This window comes from Prosthecobacter sp. (assembly GCF_044222565.1).
Taxonomy (GTDB): Bacteria; Verrucomicrobiota; Verrucomicrobiia; order Verrucomicrobiales; family Verrucomicrobiaceae; genus Prosthecobacter.
Map to the genome: position 1 here is coordinate 475,371 of NZ_JBGANA010000002.1, position 20,839 is coordinate 496,209.

Genomic DNA, 20,839 nt, shown 5'->3' on the forward strand with positions numbered 1-20,839 from the left:
CTGCCGCAGGAAAGGGGCCTTTTTGATTTAGCCCAGCATGCGGGAGAGCTCGCGGGCGATGAGGGTGATCTTGTCGCGCATGCCGGTGGAAGGCTCGGCATCGTGCAGCACACCGATGATCGTTTCCCCCGGGAAGCAGAAGGTCAGCAGGCGGCCTCCGGCATTGAGCGTGAAAGTTTCCGCGCCTTCGATGCCGATGAGCGGCGCCAGCCCGCGCAGCTGACGCGCGATGTCCGGTGCCTGACGTTGAAATTCCGCCGCATCGGGCTTGGAGGCATCCGCGTGGCTCAGCACGTGGGAGCCATGCAGGCAGACGCAGGCGCTCAGGCCGGTCTGCAGGGCCAGCAGCTCCACCACGCGCGGTGCAGCCAGATTTTCTTCGGTGCCAAGCAGGGCGCGCAGCAGCAGCTGGTCCGTCTGCGTGTCCAGAGGTGCCAGTCCCAGATAGGAGTGCTTCACTGCCGCCATCTTGGACGGCGCTGCTGCAGGAGCGTGAGCTGCTGCAGGTGCCGGGGCCGGGGCTGGGCTGAAGGCGCTGGCGGGTTTGGATTCTTTCGCCACGGGAGCCGGAGCTGCAGCGCTGAAAAGCCCTCTCGAGGCAGGCTGCACCATGGGCAGCGGAGCCGTGGAGGAGACGGCGGGGATCTCTTCCAGCGCGGGGGCAAAGGAAGGCGTGGGCTGGAATGGCGATGGAGAAGGCGAAGGCGCGGGAGGAAAAGCCGGGGGCGCTTCTGGAGTGGCAAAAAAGTTCGCCACAGGCTGTTTCTCGGGCGCGGGTGCAAACAGGGCCGCAGGCTGTTGCGCGGGTGGCGCCTGGCCCAGCAGCTGCGCGCTGCTGAAACCCGTCTCGAGCGTCGCTTTCGGAGCCAGCGCACCCGTCGCGGACGAGGCAAACGGATCGAAAGGTTTGGGCGTGCCCGCCAGAGGGGAGCTGGGAGAGCTGAGGCTGGCCGGCGGTTTGCCGAAGGTCGTCTGAAACGCCGAGGCCAGCGGCTGAATGGGCCCGGAGGGAGCCGCCGGTGCCGGTGCCGGTGCCGCGGCAGGGGAAAAGAAGGAATTTCCAGCCGGCTGGGCAGGTGCCTGCTGAGGCTCCGCCGGAGCTGCTGGTGCAAAGGCGGAAACTGCGGCCACCGGAGCGAAGGACGAAGGCGGAGCGCCAAAGGATGGAATCAACGAGGAAGGGCCTGGGGCGGGCGCGGCTGGCGCAGCGAAAGAGAACTGAGGCGGGCCGCCCGAAGACTGGGAGGGATTCAGGGTCAGCGCCGGTGCGGGCGCTTCGGCCGGCGTGTTTTGCAGGAAGGGATTCAGCGCGGGGTTAAACGTCGGCATGGCCGGCGCCGCGGCGGGTGCGGGTGCCGACTGCGGGGCAGCGGGAGCAAACAGCGGCTGAGAATTCTGCGCGGGCTGCTGCGGCTGGTGCTGGGCCTGCGGAGGGTTTGGCTGGACCGAAAGGCGCATCTGCGCGGGTGCCGCAGCCGGGGCAGGGGAGGGGGTGCTCAGCATGCCGGCGGCCGCAGGGGCTGCAGCCGCGTTTGTCAGCGCATGAAACACCTCGTTTTGCGGCAGTTTGATGCGGCAGTCACGCCTGGCACCGGTGAGGGTGTTGCGGAAGCCGATGTCTGACAGCCCGTCGATCAGCAGGCCGAGCTCCACGACAATGTTTCCGGAGGACATCTGCTCCTGCAGCACACTGGCCGGCACGTTCGTGGTGATCCATGCCGGAAGCGAGGTCGGATTGAAGCCGAGTTCATCCATGCTGTGTCCGCTCAGGACGGCCGCAAATCCCAGCTTGGCCATGGCGTTCGCAGGCGCTCCATTGGACGGTGGCGCGGAAGGCGCCGGTGCGGGCGCGGGAGCCTGCTGCTGCGGCTGCTGTTGCGCGGGCATGGAGGCGAAGGCGTTCATCGCGGGGGCCGCTTCTGCCGGGGATGCCGCCTCCTTCATGGCGGAGACAAACGGAGAGCCAAACGGCATCGGTGGCGGAGCCGCCATGTCCGAAGGCGTGGACGCCCGCTGCTGTGCCTGGGGGGTAAACAAAACGGAAATGGACGCCTGCGGCTGCGCGCTCCCCGCAGACAGATTTTCCGCCGGTGCCGGTGCAAACATGGGCGCTCCCGCCGCAGGCTGCTGCTGCGGTTGAGGCTGCGGTTGAGGCTGCGGCTGGCCAAAGGGAGAAGCACCCGATGCGCCACCCAGCGAGAACGGCGATCCCGCACTCGTGGCGGGCGAAGCCGACGCCCCCGCGGGCTGCTGCTGACCGAAGGGCGAACTTCCGCCCAAAGAGAAAGGCGAACCCGCCGCTTGAGCGGGAGCAGATGCAGCCGCCGCTGGCTGCTGGGGCATGCTAAAGGGCGAGGCCGCCGGGCTTCCCCCGAGCGAGAACGGGGAGCCGGAAGCCGCTCCGGCATTCGGTGCCGCCGCTGGCTGCTGAGGCATGCTGAAGGGAGATCCTGCCGGGCTGCCGCCCATCGAAAACGGAGACCCAGCAGGTGCTCCCGTGGCAGGGGCCGCTGCAGAGCCAGACTGTGGCATGCTGAAGGGAGATCCCGCAGGGCTGCCACCCAGAGAGAAGGGAGAGCCGGCAGGCGCTCCGCCCTGCGGCGGCATGCTGAAAGGCGAGCCTGCGGGGCTGCCACCCAGTGAGAACGGCGATCCACCCGGCTGCTGTGCCCCAGGGGCCTCCGCCGCAGGTGGCTGCATTTGGAAAGGCGAGCCTGCGGGTGAATGCGGTGTGGGCACTGGCTGCCCCTGAGAGAAGGGCGAAGGCGCAGCACCTCCGGGCGCTCCCGCACCGCCTTCCCGGGCCTGTGCTATCAGTCCTGGAAGCTTGGACGCAGGCAGCGGCACCATGCGCGGGTCCTGCGGAGAAATGGGCGTCTGAAACAGCGCCGGGCATACGCGATACAGCTCAAACACCGGCAGCGCCGCCTGACCGCTGCGCAGCGCATTTTCCAGCAGGGAAGGCGGCAGGGACAGCGGCTGCTCCGGCGGCAGCGCCCCCATGCGCACCACCTCCGGTGGCAGCTGATTGATCACGTCTCCTACGGTGAGGGGAGAATGGGTTGGTGTGGCACCTGCGACGCTGAAAGGGGACATTCCCGAGGCTGAATTGATGGGCGGCGCCGCCACCGGTTCATTTCCTGCAGTCCTGAAAAGCGGACTGCCACCCACCTGAAAGGGGGATGCACCGGCTGAAGACTGGAATGATGGGGGCGCTTGCATGGATGAGGAGTTACTGTGTTCTGTGCCAGCCACTCTCGGTGGATGTGCTCCCGCGAAGTACTGCTGAGCGCCCTGCTCCGGTTCGGTGGAACCGGTTCCGCGCTGAAACAAACTTCGGAACGAAAAACTCATCGGAGGATGAAGCGGCCCGACTTAACAAAATAGCAAGTCCGTATGAAAAATCTAGTTTTTATAAACAAATACCTCGGCATTTGCGTTAATTAAGCGAGGTTAAATATTTTGCTCCACAGTTCAAGGTTTTTCGCCTCTTTTCGCGCATCTGAATCATTCTTCAGCATCCCCTGTGCCACGAAGCTGCGATTGGGCGGTCCATTCCAAACCATCCCCCCGCGGCGACACTACCGGTTTGCAACGCTCCGTTTCTTTTCCCCAAACCAGTTCTCAAAAAACGATGTTGTTTCGAAGCGGGTGTCATCACGGGTTCCTCGCAGTGAATGGAAGCGCCTCTTTTTCGTGCGGGATCTCCGCCATGATCGCCATCGGCAAAAAAGATTTCAAAACTCATGATTTTCCTCTTGCGGAATTTCACATCGAACGCACTATCTCCGCCCGCTCGAAACCCGAGCAAAACGACCCCTTCGTCTAGCGGTTAGGACACATCCCTTTCACGGATGCGACACGAGTTCGATTCTCGTAGGGGTCGCCACTCTTTTAAAGAGTGGCGGCCGAGGCAAGAGGGCCTCTCAGCAAGGTTTCCAAACTTTGTTCACGACGTCACACGCGATGCCCCTTCACACAGGCTTCGCACACGCTCTTCCAGCCCAAGTTTGAACTTTAAACTTCAAACATTAAACTTGGAACTTCTTCGTCCTCTTTTGTCGCCACAAGCCGCACGAACTCACTGGACACCGCAATCACAAACGCTAGGCATGAACGCATGTCTTCCTCAGGCGGCAAACTTTTCATCAGCGGTCATCGCGGCCTCGTCGGGCGCGCCTTGCTGCGCCACTACGCCACCAAGCCCGAATGGCAGATCATCACCCGCACAAAGGAAGAGCTCGATCTCCGCGACCCGCATGCCACGGACGCTTTTTTTGCCGCCGAGAAGCCAGATCAGGTGATCCTCGCCGCCGCGACTGTGGGCGGCATCAAGGCCAGCTACACCCACCCGGTGGATTTCCTGCTCAACAACCTGCAGATCCAGAACAGCGTGCTCTCCGCCGCGCATCGCTTTGAGACGAAGAAGCTGCTCTTTCTTGGCAGCACCTGCATCTACCCCAAGGTCGTGGAGATGCCCATCCGCGAGGACAGCCTCATGACCGGGCCCATGGAGGAAACGAACGCGCCTTACGGTGTGGCCAAGATCGCCGGCATCAAGCTCTGCCAGGGCTACCGGCACCAGTACGGCCGCGACTTCATCTGCGGCATGCCGGCCAATCTCTACGGGCCCTACGACAACTTTGACCCCGAGCACTCGCACGTCCTGCCGTCTCTCATCCGCCGCTTCCATGAGGCCAAGCTTCAGGGCAAGCCCTCGGTGACCCTCTGGGGCAGCGGCAGCCCCACGCGCGAGTTCCTCTTCGTGGACGACCTCGCCTCCGCCTGCGCCTTCCTGCTGGAAAACTACAGCAGCCCCGAGATCATCAACATCGGCTGCGGCTGGGAAATCAGCATCCGCGAGGCCGCGAAGATCATCGGCGAGATCGTCGGTTACGATGGAGAAATCCTCTGGGACACCACGCAGCCGGACGGCAACCCGCGCCGCCTGCTGGACGTCAGCCGTCTGGAAAAGCTCGGCTGGAAGGCCCGCACCGATTTCCGCCAGGGCGTGACACACACGTATCAGTGGTTTTTGGACAACCGCGCCACCGCCCGGGTGTAGCTCGGCTGGAGGTTCCGAGATGATGGGGGATGTGCAGGCTCTGACACTCAGCAGCCCTTCCCATTTCATGGGCAGCGTGTTAGTCTCACGGGAAAATGCATACGAAAATCTTGCTGGTGCTGGCCCTTGGCCTAGGTGTCTGCCTCCCGTCATCCCTTCGCGGAGAAAGCGCCGCTGACTTGCTGGACCGCGCCATCTGGTGGCCCGGCGACTACGGGCAGCTCTGCCGGGACGACAGCCCGGTGGGCCGGTTCCGCTCTGTGCCGCTGCATGGCTACGGCACCATTGTCTCGCAGGAGTATTTTTTGTCGAAGGACACCATCGCCACACTCTCCGCCCGGCGGAAAGAGATCGTGGAGGAGCTCGGTCTGCGGCTCAAAGATTTCCACTGGGAAAGCATTCCGTCAGCGCCTGCCGTCAGCGCCGAGGTGCAAAAGCTGGCGAAAGGCTTGAACGATTTGCGCGACAGCCCGGGCGATACCGGTCCACTCCCGGGACCGCGCAAGTTTGAAAATCCTCGCGCACTGGGCGCCACCATGCTGCGCATCATGGAGGCGCTGCAGACCGTGGAGCTGCTGCCCGACCTGCTACGCCTGGAGCAGGAGCTGGGAGAGCTCAACGAGAAAGCCGACGAAAAATCCCACGATCCCTTCAGGGACAACGAAGGCAAGACGCCGAAAGTCTCCCTTCCCATCATTGAAACCGGCGAAGAAAACGTCGGTTTGCAGGAGGCAGAATCGGTCACCTATAAGACGGAGCCAAACCGCGCCGCCGTGGTGAAATGGAAGCAGCAGCTCTTCAACAACTTGGTGTTCCAGCGTGAGATCCTCGGAGTCTGCCTGGGCATGCTGGAGAAGAAAGGCTATGCCCCCTTGAAGGACTCGCTGACCGGTCGCCTGCATGCGCTGGCTGTGAAGCGGCACCCTCCCGGCCTGCTGCCAGGTACCCCGGAGGCTCTCGCAGACGCACGACGGCTGGTGCAGGATTTCGTGGCGGGGAAGGAGACTCCCGCCGCCAAGGTGGACGGGGCGACGCTTCTGGAGGAATCTATCGCCGCCCCTGGTTTCTGGAATCAGATGTGCGTCAGAGTGCCGGACGTCCCCATGGATGTGCCGATGCCTCCCGGTGCCCGGCTGGCCGCCCGTCACTTCAATCTCGGAGGACCCAGCTTGGACCGCCTGCTGGCCTACCGGGACGTCGTCATGCCGGTGCTCGTCCGCCGGCTCCAGGAGTTGAAAATTGCCGCTCCGCCTCCCAAGAAGAATCCCGACGCCCGCGATGACGGCTGGCCCAAACGCAGCGGACAAACGAGCACGGAGTTTGGCCCGGTCATTTTCCAGGTGGTGCAGAGTCTGAACGCCGTCGAGTGCCTGCCGGAAGTGCTGCGCCTGGAGCAGCAGCTTCATGAGCTGGTGGCCGCGGCGGAAAAGGACGTCAGCGTCAAGGTGCCGCTGCTACACCTGGACTCACCTTCTGGTTGGAACCCGATCGAACGTGAGAGAGCCCTCCAGTCCTGCCGCATTTACCAGCGGGAGCTGCTCGGCCTTATGCACACGCTTCTCATGCAGGAGGGCTACCGTCCCATGTGGGACTCTGCTCTGGAAAAAGCTCTGCGGGAGGAAGGGCACGCCGCCTTTCGCAAAAGGCACGCTTTGGAGGTGGCGAAGTTCGCCTCCTATGAGCAAATCCCCACCTACCTGCGGGACGATATCATTTGGGACGAAGCCAAACGAAAAGCCGAGATCTCCAAAGACGCTTCATACCCCGTAGCTGTCCCCTATACCGAGGCCGTGCGGGACGAGGTGCTGAGCCTCACCCGGCGCTACCTCCAGGAAGTGCCTCCCGAAAAGCGCCGCGCTGCCGATGGCATGACTCTCCCTTGGTATGCCATCCTGCATCGCCGATGAAACGCCGTTTCCTCATGCTCCTCGGGAGTATCGCCCTCCTGACCTTGCTGCACGGATCTCTCTTGGCAGAAACCGGTGACGCCCCGTCCAAAGTCCCTGCGGTGGTCGAAGGCAAAAACGGGCACCGTTTTATCCTCATACCCGCAGGGGATCACGCGCTCGGCGGGCAGAAATCCAACCGCAATCCCCCGCGCCATGTGCGGCTTGCGGCTTTCTCCATCGCGGAGGCTGAGACCACGAACGCGCAGTTTGCCGCCTTCGTCGCCGCGACTCATTATGTCACCGACGCGGAGCGCACCGGCTTTGGCAAGGTGGCCGTGGAAGGCATGGAGGACTGGGTCTGGGATCAGGTGAAGGGCGCGCACTGGCGCAAGCCCATGGGCGGTCGCGGCCCGGGCTGGGAGGAGATCCCGAATCACCCGGTCACGCAGATCAGTGGAGCGGACGCCGAGGCCTACTGCCAGTGGCTTGGCGCACGCCTTCCCACGCTGGATGAATGGGAGGCCGCCGCACGCGCCGGTACCGGCACGCTGTACCCCTGGGGCCAAAAGTTCGATGCCTCGCAGGCCAATATCTGGAACGGCCAAACGCATCTGAAAAACACCCTCGAGGACTCGTTTCTCTACACGGCACCGGTCAAGTCTTTCCCGCCGAATGCCTGGGGCCTCTACGACGTCATCGGCAACGTTTTCGAGTACTGTTCCGGCCTGCCACCCGATGCCGAACCCGGCGACGAACGACGCCTGGTGGCCGGTCGCGGCGGCTCCTGGTGGTGCTCCGCAGGGACCTGCTCTTTCTACAATCTCGTGGATATTGGCCGCATGGACCGGCATGGATCTCTTTCAAACCAGGGGTTTCGGGTGGTGCGGTAAAGGAGGGGGCCAAGGGTTGGCTGGGCACTCGGGCAGGTGGGGGCCAAACTCCCGGCTGGACACGCCAGCACATCAATGCCAATTGAGGAACCACTCATGGCCATCCAAGCTTTCCGCCCCGTCCTCATCACCCGCAACACCTGCCGCATCTGCGGCTCCCGCAGCCTGACCCCGGTTGTCAGCCTCGGCGATCAATTCATCGGCGGGGTGCTTGCCAGCGCTGATGGCAGTGCGCTCATCAAACGCAAAGTCCCGCTCGATCTCGTCCGCTGCGATCCTTCCCAGGATGAGAACGCCTGCGGCCTCGTGCAGATGCGCCACTCCGTGCCGCCGAAGGTGCTTTACCACCGCTACTACTACGAGTCCGGCATCAATCAGTCCATGATCGACAATCTCACGGGCATCACCCAGCTCGTGAAGGAAACCATCACCCTCAAGCCCAAGGACATCGTCCTCGACATCGGCTGCAACGACGGCACCCTCCTCTCCAGCTATCAGATCGATGGCCTCCGTCACATCGGTATCGATCCCTCGGACGTTGCCCTCAAAGCCCGCGCCAAAGGCTTTGAAGTCGTGAACGATTTCTTCACCGCCCGCGCCTTCAAGAGCGTGCACGCCACGGAAAAGGCCCGCGTCGTCACCAGCATCTCCATGTTCTATGACTTGGAAAATCCGCACGCTTTTGTGCAGGACATTGCAGACGTGCTCGCTACCGACGGCATCTGGATTCTCGAGCAGAGCTACCTGCCCGCGATGCTGGACATCAACAGCTTCGACACCATCTGCCACGAGCACTTGGAGTACTACTCCCTCGCCGTGCTCGAGCGCCTCTTCGGCGATCACGGCCTCGAAGTCATCGACGTCCATCTCAATGACGTGAACGGCGGCAGCTTCCGCCTCGTCGTCGCCAATGCCGGCCAGGTCAAGCCCTCCGCCGAAGCCGCCGCCCGCGTGCAGGAGCTCCGCATCCGCGAGTTCGAAATGGCGCTCGACTCCGATGCTCCCTACGCCATCTTCCGCGACAACATCGAGCGCATCCGCCTCGACCTCACCACCTTCCTCCAGAAGGCGAAGGCGGAAGGCAAAGTCGTCCACGGTTACGGCGCCTCCACCAAGGGCAGCACCACGCTGCAGTTCTGCAACGTCACCCCGGACCTCGTCCCCTTCATCGCCGACCGCAACCCCATCAAGTGGGGCAGCTACACCATCGGCACGCAGATCAAGATCATCTCCGAAGACGAATCCCGCGCCGCCAAGCCCGACTACTACCTCGTGCTCCCCTGGCACTTCATGCCCGAGTTCCTCAAGCGCGAGAGCGACTTCCTGGCACGTGGCGGCAAGTTTGTGGTTCCGATGCCGCAGGTGCATCTGGTGGGTTGATCGTAGCGCAAGCGTCCCCCCAAGGAGCGGCACTTGCCAAGTGCTGCGGTTTGGGAGGTGAGGGTGGTATTGCGGTGCGTCTCCAGGCCGGGACTTGGCAAGTCCCGCTCCTTGGGCCGCAAGCCGTGACACGCCATTCCACATTCGGTTTGAATCCCTCACCCTGCTCGCTCGTCTAGCCACTCACGCCATGGAGGACAAGAACGAGCCAATGACCCACAGCCACGCGCTGCGCCGCTTGCTCACATTCGCACGTGGCCACTGGCGCATCGCCGCATGGCAGTTCACCCTTGCTGTGGCGGGGACCTCGCTCATTTTTGTTTTTCCCGGTGTCGTTCGCTGGTTCATGGATGACATCATCCCGCAGAAGCGCAGCGATCTCATCTGGCGTGCCGGCGGCCTGGCGCTGCTTGCCTTCACTGCGCGCGAGGGCCTCTTCTACCTGCGAACCCGCGTGAACTGCACCTTTGAGCAGCGCATGATCACCGACCTGCGCAGCCAGCTTCATCGCAAGATCGAACTCCTCCCGCTGCGCTGGTTTGATCATCAGAGCACCGGCGACATCCTCACCAAGCTGGCCGACGATGTGCCCGCCACGCAGCGTGTCATTTTGGAAGGCATCGAGCAGGGCAGCACCGCCGTGCTGCAGATCATCATCACCGCCATTGTCATGCTTGTGGCCGATTCCAAGCTCGCGCTGCTCGTGCTGGCGCCCACTCCTTTGATTGCCGCCGGTGGCTGGATCTACTCGCGCTGGGTGTCTCCGCGTGCCACCGCCGCGCGCGAGGCCACCAGCGCTCTCAATGCCACGCTGCATGATGCCATCACCGGCATCCGCCAGATCAAGAGCTACACTGCGGAAGAGCCGCGGCAGCAGAAGTTCCTCGCTGCCAGCCGCTCACTGCAGGACAAACAAACACGTCTCATGGCCGCCTGGGCCTTTTACTCGCCCTCCATGACGCTGCTGGGAAATGGCGGTCTCGTCCTGCTTCTGATGGCCGGCTCCTGGTGGTGCGTGCGGGGCAGCATGACGTCCGGCCAGCTCATGGAGTTTCTTCTTCTCGTCGGCTTCCTCTACGAGCCCATCGCCCGCCTGCATGGCGTCAATCAAACCCTGCTCAACGGCCTCGCTGCTGCCAAGCGCGTGTTTGCCATCCTCGACAACGAAACCGGCGAAGACCTCGATGCCGGGCAGTCGCTTCCCGCTGTTCAGGGAGAGATCACCTTCGAAGCGGTCACCTTTTGCTATCGTAATGACAAGCCGGTGCTGCAGGACGTCACGCTGCGCGCTGCGCGGCATAAGACCATCGCCATCGTCGGTGCCACAGGCTCGGGCAAGAGCACGCTCTTCCAACTGCTGACGCGCTTCTACGATCCGCAAAGCGGCACCATCTCCCTCGACGGCACCCCGATTCAAAACCTCAGCAAACGCTTTCTGCGCCAGAACCTCGCCTACCTCACCCAGGAGGCATTCCTCTTCGCCGGCTCCGTGCGGGACAACCTCCTGATCGGCAAACCCACCGCCACCGATGACGAACTCTGGACCGCCCTGCGCGACGCCTGCGCCGAAGACTTCATCCGCCGCAGTCCCGAAGGCCTCGATGCCGAAGTCGGCGAGCGCGGCGTCCTCCTCAGCGGCGGCGAGCGCCAGCGCCTCGCCCTCGCCCGCGCCTTCCTCAAGGACGCCCCCATCCTCCTCCTCGATGAAGCCACTTCCGCCGTCGATGTGAAATCCGAGCGCCTCATCCAGACCGCCCTCGCCCGCCTCCGCGCCAACCGCACCAGCCTCATCATCGCCCACCGCCTCAGCACCATTGTCCAGGCAGACGTCATCTATGTGCTGCACCTGGGCCGCATCCTGGCAAGCGGCACGCATGAGGAGCTGCTGCAAACGTCGCCGTATTATCGCGAGATGGCGGCGCTGGCGTTTGAAGGAGGATAGGCTTCCAGCCTGTCTCTGATCTGGAGCTTCCAGCCATGGATCAGAAACGAAGGCGGGACGCCTCGATCCGTTGACAGGCCGGAGGCCTATCCTCCTCCAAAAAAAGAACGCCTGACCGCTTTCATGGTGAGGCGATCTGCAACGACACTCATCGCCGTATTACCGCGAGGTGGCCGCGCTGGCGTTTGACGGAGGATAGGCTTCCAGCCTGTCTCTGATCTGGGGCTTCCAGCCATGGATCAGAAACGAAGGCGAGACGCCTCGATCCGGTGACAGGCCGGAGGCCTATCCTCCCTCCAAAAAAACGCCTGACCGCTTTCATGGTGAGGCGATCTGCAACGACACTCATCGCCGTATTATCGTGAGATGGCGGCGCTGGCGTTTGACGAAGGATAGGCTTCCAGCCTGTCTCTGATCTGGAGCTTCCAGCCATGGATCAGAAACGAAGGCGGGACGCCTCGATCCGGTGACAGGCCGGAGGCCTATCCTCCCTCCAGAAAAAACGCCTGACCGCTTTCGCGGTCAGGCGTTCTGCAATTCAATGAACTCAGTTCAGCTCAAACTCAGTTCGCGCGGCCGAGATACGTGCCGTCTTCGGTTTTCACACTGATCTTGTCGCCAGGGCCGATGAAGAGGGGGACCTGCACGCGCATGCCGGACTCGGTGGTGGCTTCCTTGTACACGTTGTTGGCGGAGTCGCCCTTCACGCCAGCAGGGCTGTCGGTGACGGTCATGATGATGTTGGCGGGCAGTTCGATGCCGGCGACGACGTCATCTGCAAACACGACGAGGTACTTCTGGCCTTCGATGAGGTAGCCGCGGGTCTTGGCGTCCAGCTTGTCTTCGCCGATGAGCACGTCTTCAAAGGTCTCAGGGTGGATGAAGTGGTAGCCGTCCCCGTCCTTGTAGCTGAACTCGTGGTTGTCTTTGACGAGATTCACGGATTCAAGCGACTCATTGGAAGTCATGCGCAGGTTGTACATCTTGCCGATGGTGATGCTGCGGACGGACATCTGCACGAACGAGGCCATGCGTGGCGGCGTCTTGAGTTCGGTGTCGGTGACGACACAAACGTCGTTGTTGTAACGGACGGCGTGTCCTTTGCGGAGATTGATGACTGGGGTGGCTGGCATAAGATGAGCCTGCTTCCTTGGCGAGTTTGGCGTACTTTGCAAGCGCCGGTTCGCTCTTCCCCCCTCCTCCGGGTACCCTTAGACGGGCATGGTGGATACCCCGGTTGTTTTCAGGCGCATTGCTTTCCGTTATTTCGGCTGGATGCTGAGCCTGCATGAAAGCAAATCCAACCACCCCCTCCGGCAAAGCCGGATTTCTCCTGCTGTGCGCCACAGCCCTCCTCTCCTTCACCAGCTGCGACACCTATGTCGGCGCGGGTGCTGGCGGTGGTCCTGGCTACGGCGCCGGTTACGGCGGCTACCGTCCAGGCAACAGCGCCTACGCTCCGGCTTATGGCCGCAGCAATTACACCTACTACCCGCAGTATTCCACGTACTACCATCCGCAGACCCAGACGTACCATTACAACCGGGGCAATTCGTGGGTGTCCTCCCCCCGGCCCTACGGTGTCTCCCATACTGTGATCCGCACTTCGCCCTCGGTGCCGCTGAACCTCAACAGCCATCCGCAGTACCACCACGGCAACGTCGGCCAGACCTACCCCCATAACTGGAATTCCTCCAGTCATGGCAACAGCGGTCATAGCTACGGCAATGGTCACGATCACGACCGCGATCACGACCACCGTCATTAACTGACGCCGGCGCAGGCTCTCTGCCTGCCCCGCAGATGTTCCAAAGCTTGAGATGCGGGCAAAAGAGCCCGCATCTTTTGCGTACAGGGGGGCACCATTCTGCCGTGCGGTCGTCAAGGGTGCGCTGGGCTGATGCCACCGAAAGTTAAAAACGAGTCTGGACAGAAGCATCAGCATAGAGGCTTCCTCGACGAGTGGAGTGAACGCCAGAGCGGCACAGGTATGGACGTAGGCGTCAGCCCGCCCGTCTGCGAGCGCGCTGCAAACACTGCGGCGTATGAACGTCCTCGCAGTCGGGCGGTTTGGCGGAGAAGCGATGGGACGTGGAATGCTTTCGGCGCCAAACACGACCAACCTACGGCCTGAAGGCACGTGCTCGAGAGCCGGTCTGCTGCGACTGAAATGCGGACCTGTCTTCAGTGGGTCGTGGTATAGATCACGTCACGCCAGATTCAGCGCGCCGCCTTCGCAAAGCTCCTTCTTGCCAAAGGTCTGCAAATTGTGGCCCATGCCCTGCGCCACGGCCATCCACAGGCGGTTGTGCGCGGCTTTGTCAAACTTGAGGCTCCGCCCCATTTTGAATCCGCAGCCGCCGCCCACCATGATGTAGGGGATGTTGTCCAGCGTGTGGGTGTTGCCCTTGCCGAGTTCGTTGGTCCAGACGAGCAGGGTATTGTCCAGCATGTTGCCGCCGCCGGTGGCCTCGGGGGTCTCGCTGAGGCGCTTGGCCAGGTAGGCAAATTCGCCCGCAAACCAGGTGTTAATTTTGAGCAGCTTTTCGTAGCTGTCCTTTTTGTCGTCCGGATCGTGGGAGAGCGAGTGGTGCCCTTCCTCAACGCCGAGCCAGCGCATCTGCGCCATGCCCACGCTGCGCATGTACTGCAGCGTGCCGATGCGCGCCATGTCATTGGCCAGCGAGTTCACCAGCAGATCGATCTGAATGCGGCTGATCTGCGGCGTGTTGTCATTCACCAGCTCGATGCTGGGGTCCACCTGCGGCACGGGGTGCGCCAGCTTGCCCTGCTTGTCCGCATCCGCCAGATCCTGCTCCATGCTGCGCACCAGCGTCATGTGCTGGTCCAGCAGCGCTTTGTCCCGCGCGCTGAGCTTGGAGGAGATGCGTTTCAGGTCATCGCGCACGTCGTCCAGGATGCTCACGAGGCTGTCCTTGTCCTTCATCTTGCCGTACACCTTTTTCAAAATCTGGTGCGGATCATCGATCGGCGCCACCGGCTGGTTCCCGCCCGCATAGCTCATGCGCGTCCACGGGTCCGCACGCTCCGGCACCGCCACGCCAAACTCCAGCGAGCCAAAGCGCGTCTTCGTTTCCTTCTTGCTCTGCAGGAAATTCTTCAGCTCCTGATCGATGGAAATGCTGCTCGCCCAGCCGGCGGGATTGCCGCCGCCGCCCATGATGTTGCCTTTGAGAAGTTCATCGCAGGTGAGCAGGCAGCTCATGCCGCGCATGTGGCTGTCGCCATCGCCCTTCACCTTGTTGGCGACCCCGTGCAGGATCAGCATCTTGTCCTTGAACGCCTCCAGCGGCTTGAGGATGGACTTGAAGCTGAAATCCGCCCCCTCCTGATCCGGCCAGAACTCATTCGGCAGCGTGCCGTTGGGCGAAAACATGATGATCAGCCGCTGCTTCCTCTGCGGCGTCGGAGCCCCCGTCAGGCTGGGCAGCCCGGCAAGAAACGGCAGCGCCCCGGCGGAGATGCCGAGGTCGCGGAGAAATTGGCGGCGGTAGAGGTTTTTCATTCTGGAGGCAAAAAAGGGGGGTATGAAAGCTACGCCACGCAGGCGCGCATCTTGCGCCCACCTGATGGCGGCACGGGTGGGAAACTCAAGCGGAATGCGGGGAAAGCACTGCAGCCAGGCGCTTCAAAAGCAGTTATCCCCCGCTCTCAAAATCTGGACCCGATGGCGGTGGAATAATGCTTCTTTGACGGAGCAGATGTCTCGCCGTAGCTCTTTGCTAGACTCCTCCTCCATCGCGTTTTAAGTTTACGTCAGCCACATGAAACAACCCGGACCCTTTGTTCAAGAACTCAGGCTGGATGGAGTGAGGCTTTCGCAAAATGCTGGAGAAATTCCTGCACTGGTGGCGGAGATTTTTTCCGAGGGGCTGCCATTTGTAAGTCTCTCGCTGATGGTGCCAGACAGAGACGGTGGCATGGACATCTCACGAGTAGATGGGCGCTGCTATGCAATCGTGGGAGGGGAAGATTCGCAGGAGAGAGGTGGCTTTTGCTTCACCTATTTCGACGAAACGTTGGACGATCAAATCGTGGAGGACGTTGAGGGTATCAGAGCCTTCGCCACGCTTGAAGACCCGCTCGCCGTGCAGGCTATTGCTTTGCACTATGTCAGCTTTGGAGAGCTGTATCCAGAGCACACCTGGCATGTCTCCCGCATCGGCAACGGCCAGCCGAAAGCAGAGATTCCTGCCGATGAAATCTATGGACACGATGGGTGGAAGGAAGGTGGTTTTGATGACTTTCTGCTTCTGCTGCCACGGGGTGTCTCTCTTTCATAAGGTTCCTCAGCGCCATGCCTGACTCACGCTCTCATAAACTATGCCTCTTCTCCCTGGGCCTGCCCGTCCGCCGCGCCGCGGCTTGCACGTAGCCTTGCTCCTGCGGAACAAGGAAGCTCTTTCGACTCGCTCTCCCACATTTTTGCAGCTCTACCTTCAAACCGCCGGCCAATGAGATTCTCCTTTTTCCATGTCGTGGGCGCTCTTTGCGTGGGCTTCCTGCTCGCGTCATGCGCCCCACTTCGCGACAGCCACAAGGCGAAGCCCGAGGCGCCGCTGCTGAGTGCGCGGGACATGAAGCGCGCTGTGGCCAGCTTGAATGCACGGCGACCTTCCAGCCTCAAGGAATGGACACACCGGAAGATCGGGAACGAGAAGGCGCTGGACTATGCCGCCCTGCGATGGACGCTCTTGTTCAACTCTCAGAAAGCCTTGCGCGTGACCCTCACCAAAATCGCGCAGACAGACACGACAAAAACCTATGACATTCTCCCGGAGACGAAAGGTCTGATCGACAAAAGCATGGCGGTGCCGGTGACGGAGGATGGCTATTTCCTGACCGCGAGTCATTGTGTCAGCAGGCCCAGGCTTGCCCTCGTCGCTCTGGCTTCGGACGGTGAGTTCCATTGCGTGAAGTCGGACGTTGTCTGGCGCGGCAATGTCGAAAAGGGCGAGCCCGATCTCGCATTGATTCACGCCCCTCTGACACCGTTCCGGACCTACAAGCTCGCCGGATTTGACGAGCTTAAAAAGGGCCCTCCAATCTTCACCTGCGGGAATGTCAGCGCGAAACGCCCAGCGATAGCCTATAGTGGCGGCTATGTGGCCAGCCTGGGCTCCGTGATGACGAATCCTCCCGGAGCCCGCTGGAGGCTGCTGGAGCACAGCGCAGCAGTGACTCCCGGAGACAGCGGCGGCCCGGTGATCGAAGCGCGCGGCCAGGTGCTCGGCATCATCACCAGGGCCAGCTTTGAACTCGGACATGACGGGATGCGGAATTATCGCGGCGTCTCAGTGGCGCCCGACTCCGCATGGATTCAATCGCTCATTGAGAAGCATCGGGCGCGGAAAAGCGCTACATTGCGCGTGCGAAAGTAGCCAGCGGAGCGCGGAGGTCCACGCGCCTGGGAGGCTTTGGGCCGCCCGGAATTTCAATGCATCAAGGCACTTCCTTGAGCTGAATATGGCGGTACTCCATCACTCCGCGATCTCCCTCCAAGCCGATGGGGCCCGTGGCTGGCAGCTTCAGGGCATCTTCCAGCACTTCGCCATTGCAGGTGCAGTGGGCCACGCCGTCTTTTACTTCGACGATGATCTGGTTCCACTCCTGGGGCTTGTAGGCTTTCAGTTCTTTATACGGACCAGCCACGAGGTAGTCGCGGCACTGGAGCTGGGGCTTGCGGATGAAGACGCCGCTGTCGGCATTCACTGAGGCGCGGAATTCCAGCTTGAGCACGAAGTTCTTGGGGAACTCCGCCACGGTGTAGAGCTGGCCGGTGAGCTTGTCCATCTCGGTGGGAAAGGTCACGGCGATGACGCCGTCTTTGACGATGTACTTGCCCGCATCGGCGGCCTCGGTCTTGCCATCGTGCTTCGCGGTGATCGTGCCGGGATTCGGATCGTCCTTCTTGGTCTTCTCACGGAAGCACCAGCCGGTGAGGTCCTTGCCATTGAAGAGGGAGGTGAAGCCCGCCTCCGGCTGCCAGTCCTCGGCATGGAGCGTGGAGAGCGAGAGTGCGGCGAGGAGGAGAGCGGCGGTGCGTTTCATGGTTGGGTGGGGTGAAATGAGAGAGCAGATAAACGCACCTTTTTCTCCGGCCCTGCGGAAAAAAGCAAAACAAAACGAGATGGGCAGGGGGGGCGGGTGGAGGGGGGCGTCATGGTGCCCGCGTCTTGCATGTGCTCCCGGCGATTTCTTAGACCCTTTTCCTGCATTCATGATTGACTGAGAAAGGGTTTTCGGTCCCTTGGAAAAAGCCCAAATGATCTCCATAGGCATCTTCCACATGAAAGGCGGCGTTGGGAAAAGCGCCCTCACTGTTTTTCTGGCCGACTTTCTTTCCTCGATCCATGAGCAGCGTGTCTTGGTGGTCGATCTGGATCCTCAGGGCAGCACATCGAAGGCCCTGATTCCTGAGGACAAAATCGACAAAGCGTTCAAGTCCGGGCTCTCCCTCACAGCGCTCCTCAGGCATGCCTGCAATGGCGGAGTCACCAAGGAGCAGGTAGAATGCTGTCTGCTGCACCGGGAGCAGACCGGCAAGGCGCGCAAGGGCTCCGTGCCTCTTGGTGCACTGTCCGTGCTGGCCACCCACCGCGAAGACTGGCGCGAGCTCAATGAGGAGATCAACAGCCTGGAGCGCACCAAACGCTGGAGATTTCTCGATGTGCTCAAGGATGCACTGGCTCCTGTGAAGGATGATTTCGACATCGCCCTGCTTGATTTCCCGGGCTCGGAAATCTTGTTTTGGACCACCATGGGCCTGCGGGCCACCGACTACTGGCTGCTGCCTGAGATTCCTGACTTTTTCAGCATCGCCGACATCGAAAGCGTGGTCGAGCTGGTTCACGAGGCGCAGAAAAACTCCACTCACACCATCCACCCGCTGGGCACGCTGCTGAACATCTGCCCGGACCGCAAAAGCGACACCTACCGCAAAGCCCGCGCCGCTCTGTCTGCGCTGGAAGATCACAAGGCCATCCCTCCGTTGTTCAGCAAGGAGGCCGAGGTGCTGCACCGGCCCGAAGCCATGAAGGCCACCGACTGGGGCTCTGAAGGCTCCAAGACTCTCGTCTCACGCTATGGTCCGGCGACCAAACCCTTTCACGTGGGATTGCGCAAGCTGGCGAAAGAACTACTGGAGCGCCTCGGCAGATCCTCCGGCCGGGACAAGCTCTCGGTGGTGGCAAACCTGCGCCGGAAACTGCGAGATTTCTGGCGCAGCTAGCGCCCCGCCGGAGTGGACCATCCGCCTTCCCGCGTATGCGCCTCTTCCAAAAGCGGCGGAAAAAGCGGATGCGTGAGGACTCAGGGATGATCTCGCATCTTCGATCATTTCGGGACAATCATGATGACTCCTTCGCGATGCTTGAGCTGACTGCCAAACGCTTACCCCTCGTTAAGGGAGGGGCCTACTGAAATGTGGGCGGCTGTAGCGTGTCTTGGGCACGATATAGGACGTTTAGCAAACTGGTCACCGCTCAGCCTCACTCTCTCCCACCTCCGCAGCGCCAGATGACCTTCTGGCTTTGGCCTTCTCCCGATATTGCCATGAAGACTTGTCTCCGCCTCCCGGTCATCCTCATTGCAGCCTTCTTGTGCGCCGGCTCGATCCAGGCCCAGCAATATCAGTGGAGCAACTTCGTCGGCTCTCCGGGCGTCAATGGCAGCACCGATGGCAGCGGCACTGCGGCGCGCTTTAAAAGCCCCGGCGGCGCGGCGCTGGACAGCAGCGGCACGATGTATGTGGCGGACACGGGCAATGACACGATACGCATGGTCACCAGTGACGGAACGGTGACCACACTGGCCGGCATGGTCACCTTTACCGGCGGTGCAGACGGAACCGGCTCCGCAGCACGGTTCAAGTCCCCTGTGGGGATGGCCGTGGATCAGAACGGCGTCATCTACGTGGCGGACACCGGAAACCACACCATCCGCAAGATCACCAGCGCCGGTGTGGTCACCACTCTGGCGGGGCAGGCGGGCATCACCGGCAGCATCGACAACACCGGCTCCCTCGCACGGTTTAACTCTCCCTCTGGCGTGGCCGTGGACAGCAGCGGCAATGTGTATGTGGCGGACACCAGCAATGACACCATCCGCATGATCACCAGCGCAGGCGTGGTGACCACTCTTGCAGGTCTGGCGCAGCACAATGGCAGCACGGACGGCACCGGCTCCGCCGCACGGTTTAATTCTCCCGGCGGCGTTGCGGTGGACAGCAGCGGCAATGTGTATGTGGCGGACACCGGCAATCACACCATCCGCAGGGTCACCAGCGGCGGAGTGGTCACCACGGTGGCAGGAACCTCCGGGCTCAATGGCAGCCTGGATGGCACCGGCAGCGCCGCACGCTTCAAAGCTCCCAATGGCGTGGCGGTGGACTCCAGCGGCACCCTTTATGTGGCGGACACGCAGAACCAGACCATCCGCAAAATCACCACCGGAGGCGTGGTCACCACCATCGGTGGCACCGCCAACATCAATGGCACCATGGGGGGCATCGGCACTGCCGCCAGATTTTACCTGCCCAACTCCGTGGCGGTGGCTGCGAATGGCACTCTTTTCATCGCAGATTCCAACAACGACCGCATCAGCCAGGGCGTGCCAGGCAATGCGCCGACGGTCAACTCGCCCTCCAGCACCAGCATCACTTCGACCACCGCCACGCTCGGCGGCACGGTCAGCAGCGACGGCGGCTCCGCCATCACCGAGCGCGGCGTCGTCTATTCCATCACCAGCACCAATGGCAGCCCGCAGATCGGCGGCGCGGGAGTGACTCAGGTCACTGCCTCCGGCACCACCGGCCTCTTCACCCTTAGCGCTTCCAGTCTTACCGCAGGCACGGCGTATTCCTTCGCGGCCTATGCCACCAACAGCATTGGCACCACCTACACCTCCGTCGCCACTTTCACGACTCTGACTTCGCAGCAAGACTGGCGGGAGACCTACTTCGGCACCACGGCCAACAGCGGCACCGCCGCAGATGATGCCGACTCCGACGGCGATGGCATTCCCAACCTTGTCGAGTATGCCCTGGGCCTCAATCCCACCGTGGAGAGCACGCTTCCGCAGACGACTGTGATCAACGGCTCCAACCTCGAGTACACCTACACTCGCAGCGATGCCGCGCTCAATGCCGGCACGGTTTTCACCGTGCAGTGGAGCGCCACTCTGGCGGCAGGCAGCTGGAGCAGCGCCGGCGTGGTGCAGACTGTGCAGAGCGACAATGGCACGACGCAGCAGGTGAAGGCCGTGATTCCGCTCAATGGAGCCGCCTCCCTCTTCGCGAGGCTGTCGATCACGGCACCGCCGTGAGGCGGGGGGACACATTGAATATAACAGGCTGGCAATCCAGTTATTGGCCCCGGTCCAGACCAAGTGATATCACGATCTATTTGGAAACAGGTCCATGATTAACGTCCCAAATCTCAAGCAGGAGGCGCAGGCCGGAGCGTAGGATGGGCGTGGCGTCAGCCCGCCCGTCTCTGAGCGTGCTGCAACTACTGTGGCGTACGAGCATCCTAGCAGTTGGTCGGTTTGGCGAAGGGAGCGTTGGAGCTTGGAACCGCTCTCGACGCCAAACACAACCAACCTACGGCCGGAGTGCCGAGCACAACAGCAGGGGAGTTTTCAAAGGCTCGTG

Annotated in this window: 14 protein-coding genes and 1 tRNA gene; 11 read left to right on the forward strand and 4 right to left on the reverse strand. The window is 61.9% G+C overall.

Going from position 1 to position 20,839, the window contains the following annotated elements; genetic code table 11:
• Nucleotides 1-27: 27 nt before the first annotated feature.
• Nucleotides 28-3,222: a hypothetical protein gene (locus ACILSR_RS04110; RefSeq protein WP_395748454.1), complete on the reverse strand. Its 3,195-nt coding sequence runs from the start codon at nt 3,220-3,222 to the stop codon at nt 28-30.
• 592 nt (nt 3,223-3,814) lie between these two features.
• Here ACILSR_RS04110 and ACILSR_RS04115 point away from each other — a divergent pair.
• The 6 genes from ACILSR_RS04115 to ACILSR_RS04140 all read left to right on the forward strand — a co-directional run bounded on the left by ACILSR_RS04115 (nt 3,815) and on the right by ACILSR_RS04140 (nt 11,166).
• Nucleotides 3,815-3,889: transfer RNA gene (locus tag ACILSR_RS04115), tRNA-Glu, on the forward strand.
• 231 nt (nt 3,890-4,120) lie between these two features.
• Nucleotides 4,121-5,065, forward strand: a complete 945-nt coding sequence (locus ACILSR_RS04120; protein ID WP_395748455.1) for a GDP-L-fucose synthase family protein — start codon at nt 4,121-4,123, stop codon at nt 5,063-5,065.
• 95 nt (nt 5,066-5,160) lie between these two features.
• The gene (locus tag ACILSR_RS04125) at nt 5,161-6,972 is read left to right on the forward strand and encodes a hypothetical protein (RefSeq protein ID WP_395748456.1); all 1,812 of its coding nucleotides are present in this window, start codon (nt 5,161-5,163) and stop codon (nt 6,970-6,972) included.
• Complete coding sequence (locus ACILSR_RS04130; protein WP_395748457.1) at nt 6,969-7,844, forward strand: formylglycine-generating enzyme family protein; 876 nt, start codon at nt 6,969-6,971, stop codon at nt 7,842-7,844. The genes ACILSR_RS04125 and ACILSR_RS04130 overlap by 4 nt, the downstream gene beginning before the upstream one ends.
• A gap of 96 nt (nt 7,845-7,940) precedes the next feature.
• Complete coding sequence (locus tag ACILSR_RS04135) at nt 7,941-9,224, forward strand: class I SAM-dependent methyltransferase (protein ID WP_395748458.1); 1,284 nt, start codon at nt 7,941-7,943, stop codon at nt 9,222-9,224.
• Nucleotides 9,225-9,414: 190 nt separating this feature from the next.
• Nucleotides 9,415-11,166 (forward strand): ABC transporter ATP-binding protein, encoded by a 1,752-nt coding sequence (locus ACILSR_RS04140; protein ID WP_395748459.1) that lies wholly within the window; start codon nt 9,415-9,417, stop codon nt 11,164-11,166.
• A 563-nt stretch (nt 11,167-11,729) separates the two neighbouring features.
• Here ACILSR_RS04140 and ACILSR_RS04145 read toward each other — a convergent pair.
• On the reverse strand, nt 11,730-12,299 hold the full coding sequence (locus ACILSR_RS04145) for an elongation factor P (RefSeq protein WP_184338114.1): 570 nt from the start codon (nt 12,297-12,299) through the stop codon (nt 11,730-11,732).
• Nucleotides 12,300-12,454: 155 nt separating this feature from the next.
• Here ACILSR_RS04145 and ACILSR_RS04150 point away from each other — a divergent pair, with 155 nt between their 5' ends.
• Entirely contained in the window at nt 12,455-12,934 is a 480-nt protein-coding gene (locus tag ACILSR_RS04150; protein ID WP_395748460.1) for a hypothetical protein, read from the forward strand.
• A 441-nt stretch (nt 12,935-13,375) separates the two neighbouring features.
• Here ACILSR_RS04150 and ACILSR_RS04155 read toward each other — a convergent pair whose 3' ends face one another.
• Nucleotides 13,376-14,692 (reverse strand): DUF1552 domain-containing protein, encoded by a 1,317-nt coding sequence (locus ACILSR_RS04155; protein ID WP_395748461.1) that lies wholly within the window; start codon nt 14,690-14,692, stop codon nt 13,376-13,378.
• A 259-nt stretch (nt 14,693-14,951) separates the two neighbouring features.
• Here ACILSR_RS04155 and ACILSR_RS04160 point away from each other — a divergent pair, with 259 nt between their 5' ends.
• Nucleotides 14,952-15,470, forward strand: a complete 519-nt coding sequence (locus ACILSR_RS04160) for a hypothetical protein (RefSeq protein ID WP_395748462.1) — start codon at nt 14,952-14,954, stop codon at nt 15,468-15,470.
• 171 nt (nt 15,471-15,641) lie between these two features.
• Nucleotides 15,642-16,568 carry a serine protease gene (locus tag ACILSR_RS04165; RefSeq protein ID WP_395748463.1) on the forward strand — a complete coding sequence of 309 codons (927 nt, stop codon included), beginning with the start codon at nt 15,642-15,644 and terminating at the stop codon, nt 16,566-16,568.
• Nucleotides 16,569-16,629: 61 nt separating this feature from the next.
• Here the strand turns inward: ACILSR_RS04165 and ACILSR_RS04170 are convergent, their stop codons facing one another.
• Nucleotides 16,630-17,238, reverse strand: coding sequence for a DUF1080 domain-containing protein (locus ACILSR_RS04170; RefSeq protein WP_395748464.1), 609 nt, complete (start codon nt 17,236-17,238; stop codon nt 16,630-16,632).
• A gap of 214 nt (nt 17,239-17,452) precedes the next feature.
• Between ACILSR_RS04170 and ACILSR_RS04175 the strand changes: the two genes are divergently transcribed.
• Together ACILSR_RS04175 and ACILSR_RS04180 are read left to right on the forward strand one after the other, a co-directional pair.
• Entirely contained in the window at nt 17,453-18,418 is a 966-nt protein-coding gene (locus ACILSR_RS04175) for a ParA family protein (RefSeq protein ID WP_395748465.1), read from the forward strand.
• Between the two features lie 323 nt (nt 18,419-18,741).
• A complete protein-coding gene (locus tag ACILSR_RS04180) occupies nt 18,742-20,511 on the forward strand; it encodes an NHL repeat-containing protein (RefSeq protein WP_395748466.1) in 1,770 nt (589 codons plus the stop codon).
• Nucleotides 20,512-20,839: the final 328 nt, after the last annotated feature.